Source organism: Streptomyces sp. NPDC050145, assembly GCF_044460245.1.
Classification (GTDB): domain Bacteria; phylum Actinomycetota; class Actinomycetes; order Streptomycetales; family Streptomycetaceae; genus Streptomyces.
This window is the reverse complement of record NZ_JBITJS010000009.1, coordinates 98,766-121,456: the sequence shown is the minus strand read 5'-3', so window position 1 is coordinate 121,456 and position 22,691 is coordinate 98,766. Positions and strand designations below refer to the sequence as shown.

The window sequence follows — 22,691 nt, the reverse complement described above, 5'->3', positions numbered from 1 at the left end:
GGTGACGGTACGGATCGAGGGCGCCGCTCCGGCCGGACGACGGGGAGCTTCGCCCACTGTTCGTCGGGCGTTCAACTACGGGGTACGGGAGGGGAGTTCGCGCTCCTTGACGCGGGAACCCCGCGCCGGACCCAGCCGAGGAGCAGCACCGAGCACAGCGCCGCGCACGCGCACCACGTCGAGACGAACTCCCAGCGCCACAGCGCCGCGCACACCGCCGCACCGGCCCCCACCAGAGCACCCAGCAGCACCAGCGCCCGCTCACCGGACAGCAGCAGGGCGCCGATCGTCGCCACCAGATAGCCGCCGATCAGCCAGGCGGCGTGCGGCAGGCCGATCGCGTACGCCATGGTGTGGCCGCGGATCTCGGCGGTCACCGTGTGCGTGGCCAGCACCCCCGCGAGGATCATCGAGGTCACCACCCCGACGGCCACCGGCAGCCACAGTCGGCGCCGGGCCGCGCCCGCCACCGCGCACCACACCGCGAGCGGCACCCACAGCGGCAGCAGCGGCAGCGCGATCACCGCCCAGGCGCGGGTCGCCGGACCCGTGCCGCCGCCGGAGTGCCAGACCGCGGCCTCGATCAACTGGTGCGCGCCGAGCAGCAGCGGCAGCGCGGCGAGGGGCACGGCCCGCGGCCGCACCCGCGCCGCACGGGCCACGCACGCGACCCCGACCGCGGTGATCGCACCGCCCGCCACCAGATCGGCCGTCGCACTCCAGCACATGCGGCCACGCTACGGTCCCCGGGCGCGCCCGGCACCGTCAGCCGGAGCCGCCAGGCCGCCGAGCCGACAGGCCGCGCACCGTGGGGCCCACGGCGAACGTGGCGCTGTAGGCCCGTCCGGAACCGTCCCGGCTCACCAGCTCGATCGCGTAGCCGTCGCCGTCCGGCACCGGGGGCAGCACGGTCGCGGTCTCGCCCGCCGGGGCGTCGGACAGCTTCGAGGCGAGCCGCACCACCCGCTCCGTCTCGCCCCGGACCAGCCACATGTCGAGCTCCTGCCCCGTGGCGTTGCGCCAGGCGACGAACAGCGTGCCGCCCGCCGGATGCACCGAGGCGGCGGCCGGGGCGGTCACGGACACCGCCTGTTCCGGCCCCGGTGGCGGGGCCAGGGCCAGCAGGGGAGCGGCGACGAGGGACAGGAATCCGGTGCGGCGCATGCGACGACCTCGTTCCGAGCAGGTAGGGGTTCGGGGTGGACGGGGCGGGCGAGGGCCCGCACAGAGAGCCCTGCCACCCGTACAAGATCGTGAAAGGGCGCGGGCCGAAGCCCACTCCATGGGGTAGCCCTCGTTCCCCGAAGCGGCGGGCTCGGCAGGACAGGGCCGCCGCCCAGGCGCATCCTCGCGCCCGCGCGGGCGCGACCAGGCCGCGGGACGAGGTGCCGGTGCGCCCGCGCGGGGGCACGCTGGATACGTGAGGGGGAGCCGGGAACGGCGAGACGAGGTGACCCGGATGACGGAGCGCAGCGACGACGCGGCCATGGGCGACGAGGTCTACCAGCCGGGGGACCCGGAGGCCCGTGAGGACCAGGGCATCCTGGACGCGGAGGACACCCTCTACGACCGGGGCGTCGACCCGTACGACGCGGGCTGGTCGCCGCCGGAGCGCCCCCTCGGCGTGGAGCACACGGGCGTCACCGCGGCCGAGCGGCAGGCGGGGGAGACCCTCGACGAGCGCCTCTCGGAGGAGCAGCCCGACACGGTCCTGGAGCTGCTCGAGGCGCTGGAGAGCGACGAGGGGGACGGGGACGACGACGACGGTCTGCGCGACGAGGACGCGGAGCCGTACGACGAGGAGTCGGGACGGTGGCGGTCCGGGCGGCGGATCGTGACGGTCGGTGAGGGGGGCGACGCCGAGGAAGAGGTGGACGAGGTCGCCCATCAGGCGGCCGAGCACGACATGGCCGAGGAGGTCGAGCCCGAGTCACTGCCCTGACGCGGTCGCCGTCAGCATCAGGGCCACGGCCGTGAAGGCGGTCACGAGGGCCAGGGCGGGGGCACCCAGCTTCACCTCGTCCGTCGCCAGGCGTTTGGCGGTGACGCCTATGCACAGGACGCTCACCGCGCCGAGCACCATCGAGATGTAGATCAGCACGCTTGAGTCCTTTCCGCAGGGGAACCGGCTTCGGCCTCATGATCGCTTGAGGCGGAGGGTCGCGCATGCGGAGCGTTCTCGTGTGCCGGGTTCCGTCTCGTCGGCGGGTGCCGGCCCGGTGGGGGCTGGTCGCGCAGTTCCCCGCGCCCCTGAAATGCAGACGCTTCGCGTCGCATTTCCCCGACGCGCAAGGGCCCGATGAGATCGCGCACGAAGTGCGCATCTCAGGGGCGCGGGGAACTGCGCGACCAGCCCCCACCGGCCCGCACCCGCCCGGCAAGGGGCACCCCGCAGACGCGAAGGGCGTTGTCAGCCCCCTGTGGCAGGGTGACCCGGGACGATATCGGTACCGCAGCACCCCGGGGGACCCGCACGTGTCAGATCTGGCCGCGATCAAGACCTGGTGGAAACACCTGGGCACCGACGGTTTCCTCGTCCTGCCCCCACCCGGCCGGGGCCGGTACACCCAGTTCGACGGCCACGAGGACGCCGCCGAGCTCCGCGCGCAGCAGGGACTCCCGGACCCCGTCTCGTTCGCCTACTGGCACTGGCAGTCCCACGAGCGCGCCTTCGACCGCTCCGGCGCCCTGACCGGCGAACTGCTGCTGCACTGGGGCGGCGACCACACCGCCGTCACCGCGGGGCTGGGCGCGGGCCCGACCGGATACCGCCTGGTGAACGGCGGCCCCCAGGGTGCCTTCGTCCTGGACCGGATCACGCGGCGGGACGCCGCGGGCCTGCCCGACCCCGCGGACCCCGACGGCGTACGCCAGTTCCTGAAGGAGCTGGACGAGCCGCTGGACCGCAGCCGGCTCCCGTACACGTACCGGCCGCTCTCCCCGGCCCAGGCGGACTGGCTGCACGCCCGGCTCGCCGATCCCCTGGGCCTCGTGGCCGCCACCCCGTTCGCGGTCTCGCTGGAGCGGCGCGACGCACTGACCCCCGACGAGACGGAGCGGCTGCTGCGCGCCTGGCGGGCCGGGTACGAGGGCCGGCTCGCGGACTGGGAGGCGTGGAGCGACCTGCTGCACGCGCTGCTGCGGCAGGACCACGCGCAGGCCTGGCCCACCGTCGACGCCCTCGGCGCCCGTGCGTCGGACACCCTCACCGAGGTTCCGTCCGAGCGGGGACTCGCCGCGGTACGGGAGTTCGCCCTCGCCGGTGAGCCAAGTGCGGTTCGCGACTGGCTCACGCTGCTCCGGGCGTTCGAGGAACCGGACGCGGTCCGCGCGGCCGTCCGGATCGCGGCGGAACTGGCCGCGCACGACGCCCCCGAGGCGTCCCTGCGCTCGCTGCGCAGGGCGCTGACCGGCGCGCTCACCGGCGACTGGCGCGAGGAGACCGGCGCCGGATACCGGATCCAGCAGCTCTACGCCGACCTCATGGACGTCCGCTGCGCCACCGACCCGCGCCTGCCCCGCGAGCTGCGGGTCCTCGCCGCCGGCGCCGTCCGCGACCGGGTGGACCTCGTACGGGAGGCGGCCCTGCGACCGGAAGGCTCCGTGTTCACCGGAGTCGACACCGCCGAGGTCCTGGCCGACCTCGCACGCTACGAAGAGGCCGTGGGAGAGCTGCTGGCCGGCACCGGGCCCGACCTCGGCGCGTACCAGGGCGCGCTCTGCGACGTCTGGCACCGGTACCGGACGCTCACCGACGCCGACGAAGCCTGGCTGCACGCGCGCGTGGCCGACCCGGACACGGAGCTGCAGGGCCTCGGCTTCTGCCTCGAACTGCTCCTCGCCCACGGCCGCGCCACGCGAGCGGACGTCGAGGCGCTGCTGCCGCGCCGCCTCAAGGAGCTCACCAAGAAGTACGAGACCACCTACACCGAGTGGCGCCACCCGCTGGTCACCCTGACCTGCCTAGCCCTCGACCTGGACCACCCGGCCGCCGCGAAACTGGTCGCCTGGTGGAACGGGAAGCGCCCGGTGTGGAAGGACCAGCAGCGGCTGCTCACCCACCTCGGCGCACCCGACGAGGCCAAGGCCGCCGAGCTGTGGGACTTCGTCACCTCGCCCGCCCATGACGTGGGCCAGCTGATGACCTGGGTGCTGGTCCGAGCCCGCCTCGACGGCGAGCATCCCCTGCTCGTGGCCGACCGGCTCATCGGGACGCCCGGTCTGCGCGACTACGTGCTGCACCGCGTGCTGCTCGGGGTCGCCGACCCCGCGCAGCCGCTGTGGCACTACAGCGTCGACCCGCGCAGCAGGGGCTGGTGGCAGCGCGCCGTCGAGGTCGCCGAGCATCCCGGCGTCTCCGGGCGGGCCCGGGAGATCGCCCTCGGGATCGCCCGACAGCACCATGTGATGACCTACCCCGACCAGATGCGTCCCGTACCGACGGAGGCCGAGCGGGCGGCGGCCCGGGAATGGCTGGACCGCCACGACCCCGGCGGGGCCTGAGCCTCAGCCGGGTGGCGCCCGAAAAGTCAGCGGGGCGGCGCCGACGACGGGTCCGCCCGGCGGGCGATCTCCTCCAGTTGGGCGTGGTACGCGGCCCGCTCGTCGAGGTCGGTCGTCCCCAGCGCGTCGTTGTCCCGGCGCCAGCCCACCGCCCCGTCGAGGCCCTCGCGCAGGATGTCGGCGTGGCCCGCGTGGTGCTGGGCGTCGGCGAGCACACGGACCAGTACGTGGTGGAAGGTGACCTCGGCGCGCTCCTTCGGCCACCAGGGGACGGTGCCGACGGTGTCCAGGGTGAGTTCCTCGATGGCGGCGTCGCAGTGGGCCCAGGCGCGCCGGTAGCGCGCCACGATCTCCTCGCGCGACTCGTCGGCGGCCGCGTACATGTCCTGCTCGGGATCGTCCAGGGCCTCGCCGTGCTCGCGGCCGAACGTGGCGCAGAGATAGCCGAGTTCCACATAGGTCAGATGCTTGACGAGACCCAGCAGGTTCGTGCCGGTGGGCGTCAGGGGGCGCCGCACGTCGTAGTCCGAGAGCCCTTCCAGCTTCCAGAGGAGGGAGTCACGGGCCTCCTGCAGATAGCGGTGCAGGTCGGCCTTCTGTTCGGATTCGCTCATGGGGGCAGTCTGCTGGCCGCCGCTCGGGACGATCAAGCTCTTTCGCGGGTGGGACCGGGGAGCGAGGGGCCCGGCCCTTACGGACGGACCAGTACCGCACGCGCCGCCCGGACGGATGCGTTTCGATGGGAGGCATGGGAAACGAGCAGCAGGACCGGCCCGGCGACCCCCTGACCGCCCTTCTCGACCAGGTGCGGCTGCGGCTGCGCGACCTCGACGACGGCGAGCCCGCCTCGTACATCCCGGAACTGGGCCGTGTGGACCCCGACCTGTTCGGGCTGAGCCTGTGCGCGCTCGACGGGCAGGTGTACGCCAGCGGTGACACCACCACGCCGTTCACCGTGCAGTCGGTGTCGAAGCCGTTCGTGTTCGCCCTCGCGCTCGCCGACCACGGTCTGGAGAACGTGCTGGCCCGGGTCGGCGCCGAGCCCAGCGGCGAGGCGTTCAACTCCATCCGCCTGGAGCCGGTCACCGGGCGGCCACCGAACCCGATGGTCAACGCCGGGGCCATCGTGACCAGTTCGCTCGTCTCCGGCGACACCCCCGGCCAGCGCTCGGCCCGCATCCTGGAAGGCCTGAGCGCCTTCGCGGGCCGCCCGCTCAAGGTCGACGAGGCCGTCTTCGCGTCCGAGCGCGCGACCGGCGACCGTAACCGCGCCCTCGCCTACCTCATGCACAACGCGGGCTCCCTCACCGGCGACGTGGAGGAGCAGCTCGCCGTCTACTTCCGGCAGTGCTCCGTCCTCGTGACCTGCGAGGACCTCGCCGTCATGCACGCGACGCTCGCGGGCGGCGGCGTCAACCCGGTCACCGGCGACCGCGTCGTCGCCCCGCGCCACGCCCAGCACGTCCTCGCCGTGATGGCGACCTGCGGCATGTACGACGCCTCGGGCCAGTGGATGCTCCAGGTGGGGATGCCCGCCAAGAGCGGTGTCTCGGGCGCGATCGGCGTGGCGCTGCCCGGCCAGTTCGGCATCGGCGTGTTCAGCCCGCCGCTGGAGGAGAAGGGGAACAGCGTGCGCGGCATCGCCGCCTGTCACCTCATCTCCGACCAGTTCGGGTTGCACCTGATGCGGGCCACCGTGCCGCAGCGCCGGCCGCTGCCGCCGCGCTCCCTGCACCCCGCGCCGCTGCGCTCGCTGCGCCACCGCCCGCGCTCCCAGCGCGAGGCCCTCGACGCCCGCCCGGACCGCATCCAGGTGCACGTCCTCCAGGGCGACCTGGACTTCGCGACCGCCGAGCAGACTCTGCGGGCCGCGCGCGAACTGCCCGCCGCCGTCTCCTGGTTCGTCCTCGACCTGACCCGCGTCGGCCGCGTCGAGACCGTCGCCGCCGACCTGCTGCGCGCCCTCGGCCAGGACCTGCCCGCCCGGGGCACCCGCATGGTGCTCGCGGACCCGGACGAGCGCCAGGCCATGGCCCGCCCTGCCGACGAGTTCCCCGACCTCGGCCGCGCCCTGGAGTCCTGCGAGGACGGACTGCTCGCCGAACTCGGGCTCGACCCGGACGCGCCCGTGCCGCTCGCGGACTGCGACCTGTTCGGCCGCGCCGACGCCCGGGTCCGTGCCGCCCTCGCCGACGCCTTCGACACCCTGCGCCTTCCCGAGGGCGAGATCGTCGAGCCGCCGGGCGCCCGGCTCGGCGGCCGCATCGTGCTCTGGTACGTCGAGTCGGGCCGGCTCGCCGTCTGCGCCGACTCCGTCTCCACGGTCCGCACCTGGTCCGCCGGGCCTGGCGCCGCGCTCACCCCCGCCGACTTCCCCGCCCGCATGTCCCGCCAGGTCCTCGCCGAACGCGACACGGTGTGCCGCACGCTCACCGCCGAGGGCCTCATGCGGCTGCGGGCCCGCGTGCCGGAGGCGGTCGCGGTCCTGGAGCGGGCCCCGCTGGAGGGCGCGGAGACCGTCGACCGGGCGGACACCGCCTGACGCCCCGTCCGGGCCGCTCGCTTCAATGACCCGAGTGACCGGACTCATAGATTCCAATTCCCTTTCCGCCGAGGACACTTCGGTGGTGATCATCGGCGCGGGGCCCGCCGGGCTGACCGTCGGGAACCTCCTGCGCGCCGCCGGTGTCGACTGCGTGGTCCTGGAGTGCGAGAGCCGGGAGTTCATCGAGCGCCGGCCCCGCGCGGGAGTCATCGAGGAGTGGGCGGTGCGCGGCCTCGACCGCCGCGGGCTCGCCTCCGCGCACCTGCTGGCGGCGGAGCGGCACACCGCCTGCGAGTTCCGCCTCGCGGGGGAGCGGCACCGCTTCCCGTACGAGGAACTGGCGGGCAGCCGGCACCACGTCTACCCGCAGCCCCTCCTCGTCACCGACCTCATGCGCTCCTACGTGGACGAGCGCGGCGGCGATCTGCGGTGCGGGGTGCGCGACGTGCGGCTGCACGACATCGAGTCTGAGCGGCCGTCGATCTCCTACCTCTGCCCCGGCACCGGGCGGCGCCGGCTGCTGCGCTGCGCGTACGTGGCGGGCTGCGACGGCGCCCGCGGGGTGAGTCGCGCCGCCCTGCCCGAGGGCCGGGTGCGCATCGCCCGGCACGACTACGGCATCGGCTGGCTGGCGCTGCTCGCCGAGGCGCCGCCGTCCGCCGACTGCGTCCTGTTCGGCGTCCATCCGGACGGGTTCGCGGGCCAGATGCCGCGCAGCCCCGAGGTCACCCGGTACTACCTCCAGGTCCCGCCCGGCGACGACCCCGCGGCCTGGCCGGACGAGCGGGTGTGGGCCGCGCTGCGCCGCCGCCTCGCCGCCGACGGCGCGCCGCCGCCGGCCGAGGGGCGGCTCGTCGAGAAGCGGGTCCTGGACCTGCACGACTACGTCGTCGAACCGATGGCCGTCGGCCGGCTGTTCCTCGCCGGGGACGCCGCCCATCTCGTCGCGCCCATCGCGGCCAAGGGCATGAACCTGGCGCTGCACGACGCCTTCCTCCTCGGCGACGCGCTCGCCGCCCGCCTCACCGGCGCCGACCCCGAAGGCGCCGCGCTCGGGGGCTATTCGGGGGCGTGCCTGCGGCGGGTGTGGGACTACCAGGAGTTCTCGCAGTGGCTGTCGGAGGTGTACCACGGGGCGGCCGTCGGGGACCCGTTCCGCGCGGGTACCGCCGTGGCCCGGCTGCGCCGCCTGTTCACCTCGCCGCGGGCCGCCGCCGCGTTCGCCGAGCAGTACCTCGGAACCGCCGAGCGCTACTGACGGGCACTCGGGATACAGAACGCGTTCCGGTATACCAACGGCTCGGATTCGTAACGATCGCATCCCGCGGGCTCGCGCACAATGCCCGTATTTTGTCGAGAAATTCGGAGGTGGGGGCCGCTTTCGTGGTGAAGGTGTCCAGGGAGTGAGACAGTCGCTGGTATACCGTGTCGCCCCAGCGCGACCCGGCCGGGCGCGCACCCCATCCGTGTAAGGAGGTGTGGTCCCGTGCGTCGCCTACCCGCCGTGCTCGCGGCGGCCGCATTGCTGACGTTCGCCACAGGCTGCGGCTCACTCGCCCCGCCCGGTGAACAGAGCGCCGCCGCTCCCCGTCTCGTCGACGACCGGCCGGTCCGCGACGGCGGAACCGCTGTCGTCGGGCTCAAGTCGGACCCCGACATGCTCGACCCGAGCCTGACGGGCACGCTCGTCGCGCGCACCGTCTTCACGTCCATGTGCGAGCAGCTCTACGACGTCGACCGGCACAACCGGGTCGTGCCCCAGCTGGCCTCCTCGATGCCGAAGATCACCGACGGCGGCCGCACCCTCACCTTCGACGTGCGCGAGGACGCCCGCTTCAGCGACGGCGCCAAGCTCGACGCGAAGGCCGTGAAGGCCTCGCTCGACCGGCACCTCCACCTCAAGGGCTCCGGACGCGCCTCCGAGATCGACTCCGTCGACAAGGTCGAGGCGATCGGCCCGTACACCGTGCGCCTGAAGCTCAAGCACGCGGACACCCCGCTGCTCGGCCGGCTCGCCAACACCGCGGGCCTCATCATGTCGCCCAAGGCCATCGCGAAGTACGGCAAGAACTTCGCCACGCACCCGTCGTGCGTCGGGCCGTTCAAGTACGAGAAGCGCGTCATCGGCGACCGCATCGAGCTCAAGAAGGACCCGCTCTACTACGACGCGGACCAGGTCCACCTCGACGGCGTGGTCTACAAGACCATCACCGACGGCAACATCCGCCTGGCCAACCTGCGTTCGGGCGATGTGCAGATCGGCGATCAGATGGGCCCCGTCGAGGTGCGCAGCGCCCTCGGCGACAAGGACCTCCAGGTCCTCAACACGCCCTCGCTCGGCTACATGGCCATCACGATCAACGTCGGCAACGACAACGGCATCGACGGCAAGCCCGGCAAGGTCGACACCCCCTTCGCCCAGGACGTCCGCGTCCGTGAGGCCTTCGACCTCTCGCTCGACCGCGAACTGATCAACAAGGTCGTCTTCCAGGGCATGTACGCGCCCGCCTGCGGGCCCGTCCCGCCCGGCACCCCGCTGTCCACGCCGACCACCTGCCGGAAGCGGGACGTGGCGAAGGCGAAGAAGCTCCTGAAGCAGGCCGGCGTCAAGACACCCGTGCCGCTCGAGCTGATGATCAACACCACGCCCGAGGACGCCCGGTTCGGCCAGGTCGTCCAGGCCATGGCCAAGGAGGCGGGCTTCGACGTGAGGCTCCAGCCCACCGAGTTCGCCACCGGCCTGCAGCGCACCTACGCCGGCGACTTCCAGGCCCGCACCGGCGGCTGGGGCGGCCAGCCCGACCCCGCCGGCAACATCGACAGTCTCGTCGGCACCCGGGGGAGCAACAACCAGGGCCAGCTCTCCGACCCCGAGATCGACCGCCTCATCGCCGCGGGACGCTCCACGTCCGACACGGCGAAGCGCAAGAAGATCTACCGCGAGCTGACCGAGGCGATCAACCGGCAGCACTCGGTGATCTACACCTACCGCAACATCAACTACGCGGTCGCCGCCCAGGACATCAGCGGCATCGCCCTGTCCGGCGACGGTCTGATCCGCATGAAGGAAGCCGGATACGTGAAGGGCGGTGACAAGTGATGGGCTCCGTCCGCGGATTCCTGAGCTCCTACCCGGCGCGCCGCGTCGGACAGTCCCTGCTGACCCTCGTCCTCGTCTCGATCACGGTCTTCGCCGGCGTGCGCGCCATGCCCGGCGACACCGCCCAGGCGATGGCCGGCGAACAGTCCTCGCCCGAGGTCCTCGCCGCCATCCGCGAGGAGTACGGCCTCAACGACAACATCGTCGTGCAGTACTGGAACTACGTACGGCACGCCGTCATGGGCGACTTCGGCACCTCCGCGCGCAGCGGACTGCCCGTCCTCGACTCGATCCTCGACGCGCTGCCCATCACCCTCGAACTCGCCGCGCTCGCCCTGCTGCTGGCCGTCGTGGTCGGCATCGGCTCCGGCATCGTCGCGGCCGTGCGCCGCGGCAAGCCCGAGGAGTGGCTCGCCAACGCCGTCGCCCTGCTCGGCATGTCCGTCCCGACGTTCTGGCTCGGCATGCTCCTCGTGCTCGCCTTCGCCATCGCGATGCCGGTCTTCGCCGCCTCCGGCTTCGTGCCGTTCGGCCAGGACCCCGTCGAGAACATCCGGCGCCTCGTGCTGCCCGCGATCGTCCTCGGCTCCGGCTTCGCCGCCGTCGTGATGCGCCAGACCCGCGCCGCGATGCTCGACGCCCTGTCCTCCGACTACGTGCGCACCGCCCGCGCCAAGGGCCTCTCCGCGCGCACCGTCATCGGCCGCCACGCCCTGCGCAACTCGCTCGTCACCGTCATCACGGTGCTCGGCCTGCAGCTCGGCATGCTCATCTCCGGCGCCGTCGTCACCGAGCAGGTCTTCGTCCTGCCCGGCTTCGGCAAGCTCACCATCGACGCGGTCTTCACCCGCGACTACGCGATGGTCCAGGGCGTCGTGCTCTTCACCTCGGCCGCCTACATCCTGATCAACCTGCTCGTCGACCTCCTCTACTCGGTCGTCGACCCCCGCATCCGGCTGGGAGGCTCCCGATGACGGCCCTCGACTCCGCCGCCGCGCCCGTGCTCACCCGGGAGAAGACCCCCGGGCGCGCCGCGAGCCTGTGGCGCCGACTGCGCCGCAACAAGCTCGCCCTCACCGGCACGATCCTCGCCGCGCTGTTCGTGCTCGTCGCGCTCCTCTCGGGGATCCTGACCCCGTACGACCCGGCGCAGCCCGACTTCGACAACGCGCTCGCCGCGCCCAGCGGCGCCCACTGGCTCGGCACCGACGACCTGGGACGCGACCAGCTGTCCCGCGTCCTCGTCGGCGTCACCGCGTCGATGCAGGTCGGCGTCCTCGCCGTCGTGCTCGCCTTCGTGGTCGCCGTGCCGCTCGGCCTGCTCGCCGGCTACTTCGGCAAGTTCGCCGACACCGTCGTCTCGCGGCTCACCGACACGATGCTCGCGTTCCCCTTCCTGGTGCTCGCCGTCGGCCTCGCCGCCGTCCTCGGCCCGTCCCTGAAGAACGCCACCATCGCCATCGGCATCTCGCAGATCCCGGCGATCGTGCGCATCACCCGCGCCGAGACGCTGCGCCTCAAGCACCTCGACTACGTGGGCGCCGCCATCGCCAACGGAGCGGGCAACGGCACCATCCTGTTCCGCCACATCCTGCCGAACGCGACCTCCGCGCTCCTCGTGCAGGCGACCGTCGGCATCCCGTCGGCGATCATCGGCGAGGCCGTGCTCAGCTTCCTCGGCCTCGGCGTCCAGCCCCCGTCGCCCTCGCTCGGCGTCATGCTCTCCAGCGCCCAGCCGTTCATCGCCGACGCCCCCTGGATGGCCGTCTTCCCCGGCCTCGTCATCGTGCTCGCCACCCTGGCGTTCAACCTGCTCGGCGACGGCGTCCGCGACATCCTCGACCCCCGTGGAGGCTCCCGGTGACCGCCACCCATCAGCCGGCCGAGCCGGTCCTCAGCGTCCGTGACCTGACTGTCGACTTCCACGGCCCGGACTCCACCGTCCACGCCGTCGACGGCGTCTCCTACGACCTGCACCCCGGCGAGGTCCTCGCCGTCGTCGGCGAGTCCGGCTGCGGCAAGTCCGTCACGTCCATGGCGGTGATGGGCCTGCTGCCGCCCACCGCCCGCATCGGCGGCTCCGTCACCCTCGACGGCCAGGAACTCGTCGGCGCGAGCGAACGCACCTGGCGCTCGCTGCGCGGCCGCCGGCTCTCCATGATCTTCCAGGAGCCGATGACCTCGCTGAACCCGGTGCTCACCGTCGGGCGGCAGATCACCGAGGTGCTGATCCACCACCAGAAGCTGAGCAGGAAGGAGGCCCGCGCCCGCGCGATCGAACTCCTCGACCTCGTCGGCATCCCGGCCCCCGCCAAGCGGGTCGACGCGTACCCGCACCAGCTCTCCGGTGGCATGCGCCAGCGCGTCATGATCGCCATCGCGGTCGCCTGCGACCCGGCCGTCCTCATCGCCGACGAGCCGACGACCGCCCTGGACGTCACCGTGCAGGCGGGCATCCTCGACGTGCTCAAGTCGCTGCGCGACCGGCTCGGCACCGCGATCGTGCTCATCACGCACGACCTCGGCGTCGTCGCCGAGACCGCCGACCGCGTCCTCGTCATGTACGCGGGCCGGCCCGTCGAACAGGCCCCGGCCGACGAGCTGTTCGCGCACCCCGGCCACCCGTACACGCGCGGGCTGCTCGGCGCCGTGCTCCGTCCCGGCAGCCGGACCGCCGAGGGGCGCGCCCGGCTCAACGAGATCCCCGGACTCGTGCCCGACCTGCGGAAGCAGCCCGACGCGTGCTCGTTCGCGCCGCGCTGCACGTTCGCCCAGGACGACTGCCGCGGGGGCCGTCCGGCGCTGCGGACCCTGTCCGGCACGCACCGGATCGCCTGTCACCACCCGGCGGCCGGGGACGAGCCCGCGCTCGTCACCGCGTCCGCGTCCACGTCAGAGGAGGTCGCCCGATGAGCGGGACCCCCGTCCTCGAGGTCCGTGACCTGCAGCGTCACTTCCCGTCCGCGTCCGGCACGGTCAAGGCCGTCGACGGCGTCTCGCTGACCATCGGCCCCGGCGAGGTCGTCGGCCTCGTCGGCGAGTCCGGCAGCGGCAAGTCGACCGTGGGCCGCTGCGTGGTCCGCCTCGACACCCCCACCGGCGGCGAGGTCGTCATCGACGGCACCGACGTCACCACGCTGTCCCCGCGCGCCATGCGGCCGCTGCGCAAGAAGGTCCACCTGGTCTTCCAGGACCCGTCCTCCTCGCTCAACCCGCGCATGACGATCCGCCAGATCATCGCCGAGCCGCTGCGGCTGCACGGTCTGGCCAACCGGGCCGAGGCCTCCGCCCGCGTCGACGAACTGCTGCGCCAGGTCGGTCTGCGGCCCGAACTCGCCGACCGCACCCCGCACCAGCTCTCCGGCGGTCAGCGCCAGCGCGTCTCCATCGCGCGGGCCCTGTCCGTCGAGCCGGCGCTGCTCATCGCGGACGAGCCCACGTCCGCGCTCGACGTGTCGGTGCAGGCGTCCGTCCTGAACCTCCTCGCCGACCTGCAGAAGGAACGCGGCTTCGGCTGCCTGTTCATCACGCACGACCTGGCCGCGGTCGAGTACCTGGCGGACCGGATCGCCGTGATGTACCTCGGGCGGATCGTCGAACTGGCCCCGGCCGTCGAGCTGTTCGCCGACCCCAAGCACCCGTACACGCAGGCGCTGCTCTCGGCCGCGCCGGTTCCGGACCCGCAGGAGCAGCGCGAACGCTCCCGGATCGTGCTCGGCGGCGACCTGCCGAGCCCTCTGGACCCGCCGCCCGGCTGTCACTTCAACACGCGCTGCCCCCTCGCCACGGACCGCTGCCGTACGGAATCCCCGGCCCTGCGCACCCTCCCCGACGGCCGCCAGGTGGCCTGCCACCTCGTCACCGAGGACGGCACGGCCCCGGACGCGAAGTCATCCTGACTCGACCCGGAGTACGCGAAGTCCCCTGGCCCGGAACGCAATTCCGGGCCAGGGGACTTTTCTGCCGCGCTGGTGACTGAGGGTCAGATCAGCTGGAGCTGGTCCGCGACCACGCGGCCCGCGCGGAGGACCGTGCGGTCCGTGCCACGGTCCATGACGGCGGCGGCGACGGTGTCACCGTCGACCAGAATGAGGTCCGCCGCGTCGCCGACCGAGACACCGGGGCGGTCGGCCGTGGAGGTGAGGCGTTCCAGGGACGGGTCCAGGATCGCGGCGCCACCCCGGCTCGCGACGGCCCAGCAGTGCTCGATCAGCTCGTCCGGCCGGTACCGGTTGGTGAACGCCAGCTGCCAGGTCCGGTCGAGCATGTCCCCGTTGCCGTACGGCGACCAGTAGTCCCGCTGCCCGTCCTCACCGAGACCCACCCGGACCCCGGCGCGGGTCAGCTCGGCGAGCGGCAGCGCGTGCATCTGCTGCGCGGGCGCGATCGTCGCCATCGAGATGTCGAGGTCGGCGAACTCCTCGATGAGGCGGCGCGTGGTGGCCTCGTCGACGTTGCCCAGCTCGTAGGCGTGGGAGAGCGTCACCTTCCCCTGCATGCCGAGCGCACGGGTCCGCTCCAGGATCAGGTCGGTGCTGAACACGCCGAGGTGGCCCGGCTCGTGGAGGTGGATGTCCACCGGCGCCTGGTGCTTCTCGGCGAGGCCGAAGACGATGTCGAGGTGCTTGACCGGGTCCTTGTCGAGGGTGCACGGGTCGATGCCGCCGACCACGGCCGCACCGGACGCCAGCGCCTGGTCCATCAGCTCCGGCACGCCCTTCTCCAGGAGCAGACCGGCCTGCGGGAAGGCCATGATCTCGACCTCGGCCCGGTCCTTGTGGGCCTCCTTGGCGGCGAGCACGCCCTCGAAGCGCTCCAGGCCGCTGTCCGCGTCGATCTGCGCGTAGCTGCGCACCCGCGTCGTGCCGCGCTCGATCATGCGGCCGAGCAGGGCGGTGGTGCGCTCGGCGACCGGCGGGTCCTCGCGCCAGTGCTCACGGTCGTTCATGGTCAGGCCCCACACGCCGGGCTTGCCGGTGTGCGGGCGGAACGGCAGGCCGACCCGGTTGGAGTCCAGGTGGCAGTGCACGTCGGAGAACGACGGCATGGCGAGCCGGCCCCGCCCGTGGACGCTCGACCCGTCGTCGGCGCGCGCCGGGTCGTGCGGCATGACGGCCGCGATCCTGCCGTCCAGGATCTGGAGGTCGGAGGCGTCGCCACCCCACGGGCGGACGTTCCTGATGAGCATGGGCGTGACTCCTTGCGGGAAGGCGGACGGAACGCCTCGGACGGACCGTGGTCGAGGCCACCGTGACCCTAACACTTGGCATACCAAATGAAATTACCCTCTGCATTACCGCGTCAGTTATGGGGGTTTTAAGGCGAATTTCAGTCAAGGGGAGGTGAGTGTGCGTTGATTTCCCGGCGACCCGGTATACCGGGCGGCCGAAATGCTTCGGACCGTGCGAGGGGTGCGGCACGAACGCCTGAACTCCGATGCGAAAATGGGGGAATGACAGGCGCAACGGCAGACGCCGAGGAATTCACCCCCGAGTCGGAGCGGGTCGTGCGCACCCTGCGCGACCAGATCATCGACGGCTCCCGGGCCCCCGGCAGCAAGCTGGTGGAGCGGGAGCTCGCCGCCGAGCTCGGCGTGAGCCGGCTGCCGGTGCGCGACGCGCTGCGCGATCTGGTGAACGAGGGCCTGGTGACGCCCAGGCCGCGCACCTGGGCCGTGGTCCGCGAGTTCAGCCCGTCCGACATCTCGGACCTCAGCGAGATCAGGTCGGCCCTGGAGACCCTGGGCTTCCGGCTCGCGGCGCAGCGCCGCACCCGCTCGGGTCTCGCCAAGCTCCGCTCCCAGCTCGACGCGGAGCAGGCCGCCGCGGCCGAGGGCGACGGCGCCGCCGCGCGCCGCTTCGCGGCCGACTTCCACGAGACGGTCACCGAGCTCGCGGACAACGCCCTGCTGAGCGAGCTCGATCTGACGCTCCGCAGCCGGATGCGCTGGCTGCTCGGTCAGCACGACGACTTCACCGCCGTCGCCGAGGAGCACGAGGAGCTGTACCGCGCCATCGAGGCCCGGGACGTGGAGTCGGTGGGGGAGTTGGCGGTGGCGCACCTGGCGACCAGTCAGGCCGAGGCGGACGCGCACCACCGGCACGCCGCCGTGAGCTGACCGGCGGGCGGGGTGGGTCAGGCGGGTCAGACCCCGCGGTAGCGGGGCAGCCCGGGCAGGCGCAGGGCGAGCACGGCGAGGAACGCGACGAGGAGCAGTGAGCTCAGCAGGGTCGTCGTGGCGACGCCGACGTGCTGCGCCGAGAAGCCCAGGCACAGCGAGGACAGCGGCATGACACCGATGGCGAGTTCCTGGACGCCCAGCGCCCGGCCCTGGACCGAGGGTTCCGTCGTCATCAGGAGCAGCGTGGTCTGGAGCACCCCGAACGAGGCGCTGAGCAGGCCGATGAACGCCATCAGCGCGAACGACACGGCCACCTGGTGGGAGAGCGCGAACAGCGCCCACAGCGCGCCCCAGGCCGCGGTCCCGTAGACGAACAGGGCGCCCTTGAACCGGAAGTCGCCGAGCGCGGCGATGACCAGGGAGCCGGTGAGGCCGCCGACACCGCTGCACGTGAGCAGCCGGCCGAGTCCGTCCGCGTCCAGCCCGAGCGACTCCTTCGCGAAGACCGGCATGAACGCCTGATACACCGGCCACAGCAGGATGTTCGCGGCGAGGGTGACGCCCAGGACGCCGGCGGCGAGGCGGTTGCGCAGGATCGTCCGGATGCCGCCGACCAGCAGGGCGGCCACCGGCTCCGGCGCGGCCCGCCGTGAGGCGCCCGCCGTGTCCGCGTGGCGCAGCGGCCACAGCGCGACCAGCGACAGGGCGAACCAGCCGGTGGAGATCCACAGGGCGACGGAGGAGCCGAACGCGCTGATCATCGCGCCGCCCAGAGCGGGACCGACGACCTGCGTCATGTTCATCGCCATCGCGTTCAGCGCGTTGGCGTTGCTGAGGTTGCGCCGGCCGACCAGTTCGAGGACGAGCGAGGAGCGGGCGGGCTGCGAGGGGGACTGCGCGAGTCCGGTGGCCAGACCCGCGAGCACGAGCACCCAGTACGGGGCGTCCGTGGCCGATTCGAGTGCGGACACGGCGACGGCGGCGGTGAGTGCCCAGCCGCAGGCGATGCTCAACAGCCGTACGCGGTCGTGACGGTCGGACAGGACCCCGGCGAAGGGGCCGAGCAGCATCGGGGCGAGCCGCGCCGAGGTGAACACGGCGAGCAGGAACTCCGAGCCGGTGGTGTCGAAGACGATCCAGCCCAGGACCATCGTCTGGGTCCAGGCGCCGCCGAAGAAGAAGACGTTCGAGATCCACAGTGCGCGGAAGGCCCGGCTGTCGCGCAGCGAGGCGAGCGGGCCGGAGCGGACGCGAGGAGGAGACGGGGGTGCGTCGGTCGGCGTCTCCCGCGGCACGGTCGAACTCCTCTTCCGTTGTACGGTTCTCGGCCCGCTGGGCCGCCTCGCCACCGCCGCGTTGCGACGGCGGTGGCAAGGGGTTGCCCGAATGGTATACCGAAACCGTGCGAACGTCAGACGAAGACGATGTCGCCCTCGACGTCGGAGCGGATCTCGGTGCCGACCTTGCGCTCCAGCAGGTCGTCGAGACGGTCCAGCGGGCCGATGAGCGTACGGCCGCCGGCCTCGGCGACGCGCACCGCGGCGGCCACCTTCGGCGCCATGGAGCCCTCGGCGAACTTCATCGTGGCCAGGCCTTCGGGGGAGGCGGTGAGGATGTCGCGCTGCTCCGGGGTGCCCCAGTTCTCGCTGACGAAGTCGCCGTCGGTGAGCATGATCAGCATGTCGGCGCCCAGGTCCGCGGTGAGCGCGGCGCTCGCGGCGTCCTTGTCGACGACGGCCTGCATGCCGATCTGACGGCCCTTCGAGTCCGTGCGCACCGGCACGCCGCCGCCGCCCACGCAGACCACCAGGGTGCCGTTGTCGAGCAGGGTGGAGACCAGCGGGGCCTGCATGATGCGCAGCGGGTGCGGCGAGGGCACGACGCGGCGGTAGGCGCCGCCGTCCTTGGCGATCGTCCAGCGGTACTCGGCGGCGGCCTCGGCAGCGTCCTCGGCGGAGTAGGTCGGGCCGATCAGCTTCGTCGGACGCTCGAAGGCCGGGTCGTTCTCGTCGACCTCGGTCGTGGTGACGATCGCGGCGACCTCGCGCTCGCCGACCAGGGCGTTGGACAGCTCCTGCTGGATGACGTAGCCGATCATGCCCTGGGTCTCCGCGCCGAGGATGTCCAGCGGGTACGCCGCGACGTCCTGGTAGGCCAGGTTCTGCAGGGCGAGCAGACCGACCTGCGGGCCGTTGCCGTGGGTGATGACGACCTCGTGCTCGCGGGCCAGACCGGCCAGGGCCTGGCAGGCGCCCCGGACGTTGGCGCGGAGGCGGTCGGCCGTCATCGGCTCCCCGCGCTTGGCCAGTGCGTTCCCTCCGAGGGCGACGACGATGCGCATGTGAAGTCCCTTGTTCTGAATGTTCGCTTACCGGACGCAGAATGGTATACCAATACGGGTAGGTCAGAACGAGCCGGACGACAAGACCGGCAGCGGCAGTGAGGAGGGCACGACGATGTGCCAGGGCGAGCCCCTCGGGCTGCGCGCGCACTCCGGTGACGCGCGCCTTCTCGCGCGCCTGCACGCGCCCGCTCCCGGGCCCGCCGGCACCGGCCCGTACGGCTTCCAGGGCGCCGGCACGGTCCACTCCGCCTTCACCCACGTCGTCAATCTGCTGACCCCCGACGGCCTGCTCATCGCCCTCGCCTCCCGCGACGCGGGCGACGCCCCGCGCACCCTCGTCGTCGACGTCCCCGACTGGACCGGCACCGGTCTCGACGCCGGACAAAGCGTGATGTTCGACACTGGCCGTCTCATTCTCGGCGCTCCGGGCCGCCCCGTGCACCTGACCACCGCGAACGCCCGCCCCTGGGACCCGTCCGGCCCCTCCCTCGCGCACCTCGCCCCCGGCGACCTCACCCGCGCCGCCGACGCCCTCGACGCGTACAACCACGCCCACGGCGCCCCCGGCGGCATGCTCGGCGCGGCCCCGGGCGCGGGCCTCATGGAGAGCGCCGTCGCCCGCGCCCTCGACGCGGGACGCACCCGGCTGCTCGACGCGCTGCGCGCCGGCGACCCCGTCGAGACAGTGCAGGGCATCCTCGCGCTGCACGGCCTCGGCCCCGGCCTCACCCCCGCCGGCGACGACTTCCTCGCCGGCCTCACCCTGGTCGCCGCCCTCCCCGGCAGCGCCCTGGCACCGCTCCCGACCGCCGTCCGCACCGTCCTCGACGACCACCGCGGATGCACCACCGACCTCGCCGCGGCCACCCTCGCCGAGGCCGCCGAGGGCCGGGCGCGCGCCGAACTCATCGACGTACTGCGGCACCTGGCGGACAGTCCGCCGCCGTGGGACCTGAACGATCCTGCCCGTCGCGTGCTGGCCTTCGGCCACACCTCGGGCAGCGACACCCTGTCCGGCCTCGTGGCCGGACTCCACCTGGAAGAAGAACTGCGAGGTTCGCTGTGAGTACCACCACAGCCGTCGTACGTAAGAACACGTACTTCGACTCCGTGTCCCTGATGTCCGTCTCGACCAAGGCCAACGCCCTGGACGGGGTGGAGCAGGCGTTCACCGCCATGGGCACCGAGATGAACAAGGGCGTCCTGGACAACCTGGGCCTGCTCACCGACGAACTGAAGGCCGCCGAGAGCGGTGACCTGATGGTCGTCCTCGTCGCCGAGGACGGCGCCGACACCGAGGCGCTCCTCGCCGAGATCGAGGGCCTGCTCACCCGCAAGGCCCCCGCCTCGGCCGACGGCGGCCAGGTCACCTACCGGACCATCACCTCCGCCGCCGAGGGCATCGCCGGCGCCAACCTCGCCGTCATCGCCGTCAACGGCTCCTACGCCGCCCGCGAGGCCCGCAAGGCCCTCGAGTCCGGCCTGCACGTGATGATGTTCAGCGACAACGTCGCCGTCGAGGACGAGATCGCCCTCAAGAGCCTGGCCCACGACAAGGGCCTGTTCATGATGGGCCCGGACTGCGGCACCGCGATCATCAACAACATCGCGCTCTGCTTCGGCAACAAGGTCCGCCCCGGCAACGTCGGCATCGTCGCCGCGTCCGGCACCGGCTCGCAGGAGGTCTCCGTCCGCGTGCACGCGCTGGGCGGCGGCGTCTCGCAGCTCATCGGCACCGGCGGCCGCGACCTGTCCGAGCAGGTCGGCGGCATCATGATGGTCGACGGCATCCGCGCGCTCGCCGCGGACCCGGCCACCGACGTCATCGTCCTGGTCTCCAAGCCGCCGGCCCCCTCCGTCGAGAAGAAGGTCCTCGCCGAGGTCGCCGCCGCGGGCAAGCCCGTCGTCGTCTGGTTCATCGACGGCTCCGAGGAGGCGGTCACCGCCGCCGGCGGCCACTTCGCCGCGGGCAGCCTCCAGGCCGCCACCAAGGCCGTCGAGCTCGCCGGCCTCGCCCCGGCCGCCGTCGAGGACTTCGACGCCGAGGCCGCGGCCGGCGCCGTCGTCGCCCGCCTAGCCGAGGGCCAGAAGTACGTCCGCGGCCTGTTCTGCGGCGGCACCCTGTGCGACGAGACCATGTACGCCGTGCGCGACGCCGGTCTCGACGTCTGGTCCAACATCCAGAAGAACGCCGACTTCCGCCTCCCGGCCGGCTCCGCCTCGCGCGGCCACACCTTCCTCGACTTCGGCGACGACGACTTCACCAACGGCCGTCCGCACCCGATGATCGACCCGGCCCTGCGCATCGAGCGCATCGTCGAGGAGGCCAAGGATCCCGAGGTCGCCGCCCTCGTCATGGACTTCGTCCTCGGCTTCGGTTCCCACGAGGACCCGGTCGGCACCACGCTCCCCGCCATCGAGGAGGCCCAGCGCGTCGCCAAGGAGGCCGGCCGCCACCTGGAGGTCGTCGCCTACGTCCTCGGCACCGACCTGGACACCCCCTCGGTCGCCGCCCAGACCGCCGCCCTGCGCGCGGCCGGTGTGACCGTCACCCTCAGCTCCACCGAGACGGGCCAGTTCGCCCGTGAGATCGCGAAGAAGGCACAGGCATGAGCACCGAGAACACCGAACTGACGCCCGCCGCCGCGCTGTTCGCCGGCGACCTCAGCGTCGTCAACGTCGGCCTCGCGATGTTCGACGAGGACATCAAGGCCCAGAACGCCAAGGTCTCCACCCTCGACTGGACCCCGCCCGGCGGCGGCAACCCCGACGCCGCCCGCGCGCTGAACGCCCTCGAGGCGAGCCCCGAGCTCACCGCGAAGATCGACGCCGCCAACGCCGAGGCCGTCGAGCGCATCATGGCCGCCCGCCCGATGCTCATCGGCTTCGGCCGCGCGCTCGACGTGGTCCCCGGCATGACGCCCACCACGATCCTGCACTCTGGCCCGCCCATCACCTGGGACCGGATGAACGGCCCGATGAAGGGCGCCGTCACCGGCGCCATCGTCTTCGAGGGCCTGGCCAAGGACCTCGACGAGGCCGCCGAGGTCGCCGCCTCCGGGCAGATCACCTTCCGCCCCTGCCACGAGGCGAACTCGGTCGGCTCCATGGCCGGTGTCACCTCCGCGTCGATGTACGTGCACATCGTCAAGAACGAGACGCACGGCAACATCGCGTACACCAACCTGTCCGAGCAGATGGCGAAGATCCTGCGGATGGGCGCCAACGACCAGAGCGTCATCGACCGCCTGGTCTGGATGCGCGACGTCTTCGGCCCCATGCTCAAGGAGGCCGTCGAGTTCACCGGCCCCGTCGACCTGCGTCTGCTGCTCTCGCAGGCCCTCCACATGGGCGACGAGTGCCACAACCGCAACGGCGCCGGCACCCTGCTCCTCTTCCAGGCCCTTTCCGCGGGTCTGCTCCAGTCGTCCTTCACGACCGAGCAGAAGAAGGAGGTCTTCGACTTCGTCGCGTCCTCCGACTACTTCTCCGGCCCGACCTGGATGGCCATGGCCAAGGCCGCCCTCGACGCCGCCAACGGCGTGGAGAACTCCACCGTCGTCACGACGATGGCCCGCAACGGCGTCGACTTCGGCATCCGCGTCGCCGGTCTGCCCGGCCAGTGGTTCACCGGGCCGGCGCAGAAGGTCGTCGGCCCGATGTTCGCCGGCTACAAGCCGGAGGACTCCGGTCTCGACATCGGCGACAGCGCCATCACCGAGACGTACGGCTTCGGCGGCTTCGCCATGTCGGCCGCGCCCGCGATCGTCGCCCTCGTCGGCGGCACCGTGGCCGAGGCCATGGGCTACACCCGCGACATGGGTGAGATCACCACCGCGCAGAACCCGAACGTGACGATCCCGGCCCTCGACTTCCAGGGCCTGCCCACCGGCATCGACGTCCGCAAGGTCCTCGACACCGGCATCCTCCCGATCATCAACACCGCCATCGCCCACAAGGACGCGGGCATCGGCATGATCGGCGCCGGCATCACCCACCCGCCGGCCGAGGCGTTCACCAAGGCCGCCACCGCCCTCGCCGAGGCGTTCGGCGGCTCCTCCTCCTGACGCGCGAGAGC

At 72.5% G+C, this 22,691-nt stretch carries 20 protein-coding genes; 13 read left to right on the top strand and 7 right to left on the bottom strand.

The window, feature by feature from the left end; genetic code table 11:
* Nucleotides 1-71: 71 nt before the first annotated feature.
* Nucleotides 72-728, bottom strand: coding sequence for a DUF6629 family protein (locus ACIBTU_RS19430; RefSeq protein ID WP_399127494.1), 657 nt, complete (start codon nucleotides 726-728; stop codon nucleotides 72-74).
* Nucleotides 729-765: 37 nt separating this feature from the next.
* Nucleotides 766-1,164, bottom strand: coding sequence for a Ser-Thr-rich GPI-anchored membrane family protein (locus ACIBTU_RS19425; protein WP_399127493.1), 399 nt, complete (start codon nucleotides 1,162-1,164; stop codon nucleotides 766-768).
* A 295-nt stretch (nucleotides 1,165-1,459) separates the two neighbouring features.
* Here ACIBTU_RS19425 and ACIBTU_RS19420 point away from each other — a divergent pair, with 295 nt between their 5' ends.
* Entirely contained in the window at nucleotides 1,460-1,942 is a 483-nt protein-coding gene (locus tag ACIBTU_RS19420; RefSeq protein ID WP_399127492.1) for a hypothetical protein, read from the top strand.
* Here the strand turns inward: ACIBTU_RS19420 and ACIBTU_RS19415 are convergent.
* Nucleotides 1,931-2,101, bottom strand: coding sequence for a hypothetical protein (locus ACIBTU_RS19415; RefSeq protein WP_188340582.1), 171 nt, complete (start codon nucleotides 2,099-2,101; stop codon nucleotides 1,931-1,933). The genes ACIBTU_RS19420 and ACIBTU_RS19415 overlap by 12 nt on opposite strands.
* Nucleotides 2,102-2,475: 374 nt before the next feature.
* Here ACIBTU_RS19415 and ACIBTU_RS19410 point away from each other — a divergent pair, with 374 nt between their 5' ends.
* Nucleotides 2,476-4,503 carry a hypothetical protein gene (locus ACIBTU_RS19410; protein WP_399127491.1) on the top strand — a complete coding sequence of 676 codons (2,028 nt, stop codon included), beginning with the start codon at nucleotides 2,476-2,478 and terminating at the stop codon, nucleotides 4,501-4,503.
* A gap of 26 nt (nucleotides 4,504-4,529) precedes the next feature.
* Here ACIBTU_RS19410 and ACIBTU_RS19405 read toward each other — a convergent pair whose 3' ends face one another.
* Entirely contained in the window at nucleotides 4,530-5,117 is a 588-nt protein-coding gene (locus ACIBTU_RS19405) for a DinB family protein (RefSeq protein ID WP_399127490.1), read from the bottom strand.
* A 134-nt stretch (nucleotides 5,118-5,251) separates the two neighbouring features.
* Between ACIBTU_RS19405 and glsA the strand changes: the two genes are divergently transcribed.
* The 7 genes from glsA (at nucleotide 5,252) to ACIBTU_RS19370 (ending at nucleotide 14,047) form a co-directional block, all read left to right on the top strand.
* Entirely contained in the window at nucleotides 5,252-7,045 is a 1,794-nt protein-coding gene (gene glsA / locus ACIBTU_RS19400; RefSeq protein WP_399127489.1) for a glutaminase A, read from the top strand.
* Nucleotides 7,046-7,070: 25 nt separating this feature from the next.
* Nucleotides 7,071-8,306: a 4-hydroxybenzoate 3-monooxygenase gene (locus ACIBTU_RS19395; RefSeq protein WP_399127488.1), complete on the top strand. Its 1,236-nt coding sequence runs from the start codon at nucleotides 7,071-7,073 to the stop codon at nucleotides 8,304-8,306.
* A gap of 228 nt (nucleotides 8,307-8,534) precedes the next feature.
* Entirely contained in the window at nucleotides 8,535-10,148 is a 1,614-nt protein-coding gene (locus ACIBTU_RS19390; protein ID WP_399127487.1) for an ABC transporter substrate-binding protein, read from the top strand.
* Complete coding sequence (locus tag ACIBTU_RS19385) at nucleotides 10,148-11,122, top strand: ABC transporter permease (protein ID WP_399127486.1); 975 nt, start codon at nucleotides 10,148-10,150, stop codon at nucleotides 11,120-11,122. Before ACIBTU_RS19390 ends, ACIBTU_RS19385 begins: the two co-directional genes overlap by 1 nt.
* A complete protein-coding gene (locus ACIBTU_RS19380; protein WP_399127485.1) occupies nucleotides 11,119-12,012 on the top strand; it encodes an ABC transporter permease in 894 nt (297 codons plus the stop codon). Before ACIBTU_RS19385 ends, ACIBTU_RS19380 begins: the two co-directional genes overlap by 4 nt.
* Complete coding sequence (locus ACIBTU_RS19375) at nucleotides 12,009-13,061, top strand: ABC transporter ATP-binding protein (RefSeq protein ID WP_399127484.1); 1,053 nt, start codon at nucleotides 12,009-12,011, stop codon at nucleotides 13,059-13,061. The genes ACIBTU_RS19380 and ACIBTU_RS19375 overlap by 4 nt, the downstream gene beginning before the upstream one ends.
* Nucleotides 13,058-14,047, top strand: a complete 990-nt coding sequence (locus tag ACIBTU_RS19370; protein WP_399127483.1) for an ABC transporter ATP-binding protein — start codon at nucleotides 13,058-13,060, stop codon at nucleotides 14,045-14,047. The genes ACIBTU_RS19375 and ACIBTU_RS19370 overlap by 4 nt, the downstream gene beginning before the upstream one ends.
* An 83-nt stretch (nucleotides 14,048-14,130) precedes the next feature.
* Here the strand turns inward: ACIBTU_RS19370 and ACIBTU_RS19365 are convergent, their stop codons facing one another.
* Nucleotides 14,131-15,336 (bottom strand): amidohydrolase family protein, encoded by a 1,206-nt coding sequence (locus tag ACIBTU_RS19365; protein ID WP_399127482.1) that lies wholly within the window; start codon nucleotides 15,334-15,336, stop codon nucleotides 14,131-14,133.
* A 264-nt stretch (nucleotides 15,337-15,600) separates the two neighbouring features.
* Here ACIBTU_RS19365 and ACIBTU_RS19360 point away from each other — a divergent pair, with 264 nt between their 5' ends.
* Entirely contained in the window at nucleotides 15,601-16,266 is a 666-nt protein-coding gene (locus tag ACIBTU_RS19360; RefSeq protein WP_399127481.1) for a GntR family transcriptional regulator, read from the top strand.
* Between the two features lie 26 nt (nucleotides 16,267-16,292).
* On the opposite strand, the gene ACIBTU_RS19355 is transcribed toward ACIBTU_RS19360, so the two are convergent.
* Both ACIBTU_RS19355 and ACIBTU_RS19350 read right to left on the bottom strand, forming a co-directional pair.
* Nucleotides 16,293-17,564 carry an MFS transporter gene (locus ACIBTU_RS19355; protein ID WP_399127480.1) on the bottom strand — a complete coding sequence of 424 codons (1,272 nt, stop codon included), beginning with the start codon at nucleotides 17,562-17,564 and terminating at the stop codon, nucleotides 16,293-16,295.
* A 116-nt stretch (nucleotides 17,565-17,680) separates the two neighbouring features.
* Nucleotides 17,681-18,610 (bottom strand): carbamate kinase, encoded by a 930-nt coding sequence (locus ACIBTU_RS19350; RefSeq protein WP_399127479.1) that lies wholly within the window; start codon nucleotides 18,608-18,610, stop codon nucleotides 17,681-17,683.
* Between the two features lie 115 nt (nucleotides 18,611-18,725).
* Between ACIBTU_RS19350 and ACIBTU_RS19345 the strand changes: the two genes are divergently transcribed.
* The 3 genes from ACIBTU_RS19345 to ACIBTU_RS19335 are packed head-to-tail and all read left to right on the top strand — an operon-like array spanning nucleotide 18,726 to nucleotide 22,680.
* Nucleotides 18,726-19,679, top strand: coding sequence for a DUF2877 domain-containing protein (locus ACIBTU_RS19345; protein ID WP_399127478.1), 954 nt, complete (start codon nucleotides 18,726-18,728; stop codon nucleotides 19,677-19,679).
* On the top strand, nucleotides 19,676-21,226 hold the full coding sequence (gene fdrA, locus ACIBTU_RS19340) for an acyl-CoA synthetase FdrA (protein WP_399127477.1): 1,551 nt from the start codon (nucleotides 19,676-19,678) through the stop codon (nucleotides 21,224-21,226). The genes ACIBTU_RS19345 and fdrA overlap by 4 nt, the downstream gene beginning before the upstream one ends.
* Entirely contained in the window at nucleotides 21,223-22,680 is a 1,458-nt protein-coding gene (locus tag ACIBTU_RS19335) for a DUF1116 domain-containing protein (RefSeq protein WP_399127476.1), read from the top strand. Before fdrA ends, ACIBTU_RS19335 begins: the two co-directional genes overlap by 4 nt.
* Nucleotides 22,681-22,691: the final 11 nt, after the last annotated feature.

Coding starts and splice junctions, on each gene's coding strand:
- ACIBTU_RS19430 (WP_399127494.1), bottom strand. CDS start 728: ATGTGCTGGAGTGCGACGGCCGATCTGGTGGCGGGCGGTGCGATCACC.
- ACIBTU_RS19425 (WP_399127493.1), bottom strand. CDS start 1,164: ATGCGCCGCACCGGATTCCTGTCCCTCGTCGCCGCTCCCCTGCTGGCC.
- ACIBTU_RS19420 (WP_399127492.1), top strand. CDS start 1,460: ATGACGGAGCGCAGCGACGACGCGGCCATGGGCGACGAGGTCTACCAG.
- ACIBTU_RS19405 (WP_399127490.1), bottom strand. CDS start 5,117: ATGAGCGAATCCGAACAGAAGGCCGACCTGCACCGCTATCTGCAGGAG.
- glsA (WP_399127489.1), top strand. CDS start 5,252: ATGGGAAACGAGCAGCAGGACCGGCCCGGCGACCCCCTGACCGCCCTT.
- ACIBTU_RS19395 (WP_399127488.1), top strand. CDS start 7,071: ATGACCCGAGTGACCGGACTCATAGATTCCAATTCCCTTTCCGCCGAG.
- ACIBTU_RS19385 (WP_399127486.1), top strand. CDS start 10,148: ATGGGCTCCGTCCGCGGATTCCTGAGCTCCTACCCGGCGCGCCGCGTC.
- ACIBTU_RS19380 (WP_399127485.1), top strand. CDS start 11,119: ATGACGGCCCTCGACTCCGCCGCCGCGCCCGTGCTCACCCGGGAGAAG.
- ACIBTU_RS19370 (WP_399127483.1), top strand. CDS start 13,058: ATGAGCGGGACCCCCGTCCTCGAGGTCCGTGACCTGCAGCGTCACTTC.
- ACIBTU_RS19365 (WP_399127482.1), bottom strand. CDS start 15,336: ATGCTCATCAGGAACGTCCGCCCGTGGGGTGGCGACGCCTCCGACCTC.
- ACIBTU_RS19360 (WP_399127481.1), top strand. CDS start 15,601: ATGACAGGCGCAACGGCAGACGCCGAGGAATTCACCCCCGAGTCGGAG.
- ACIBTU_RS19350 (WP_399127479.1), bottom strand. CDS start 18,610: ATGCGCATCGTCGTCGCCCTCGGAGGGAACGCACTGGCCAAGCGCGGG.
- ACIBTU_RS19345 (WP_399127478.1), top strand. CDS start 18,726: ATGTGCCAGGGCGAGCCCCTCGGGCTGCGCGCGCACTCCGGTGACGCG.
- ACIBTU_RS19335 (WP_399127476.1), top strand. CDS start 21,223: ATGAGCACCGAGAACACCGAACTGACGCCCGCCGCCGCGCTGTTCGCC.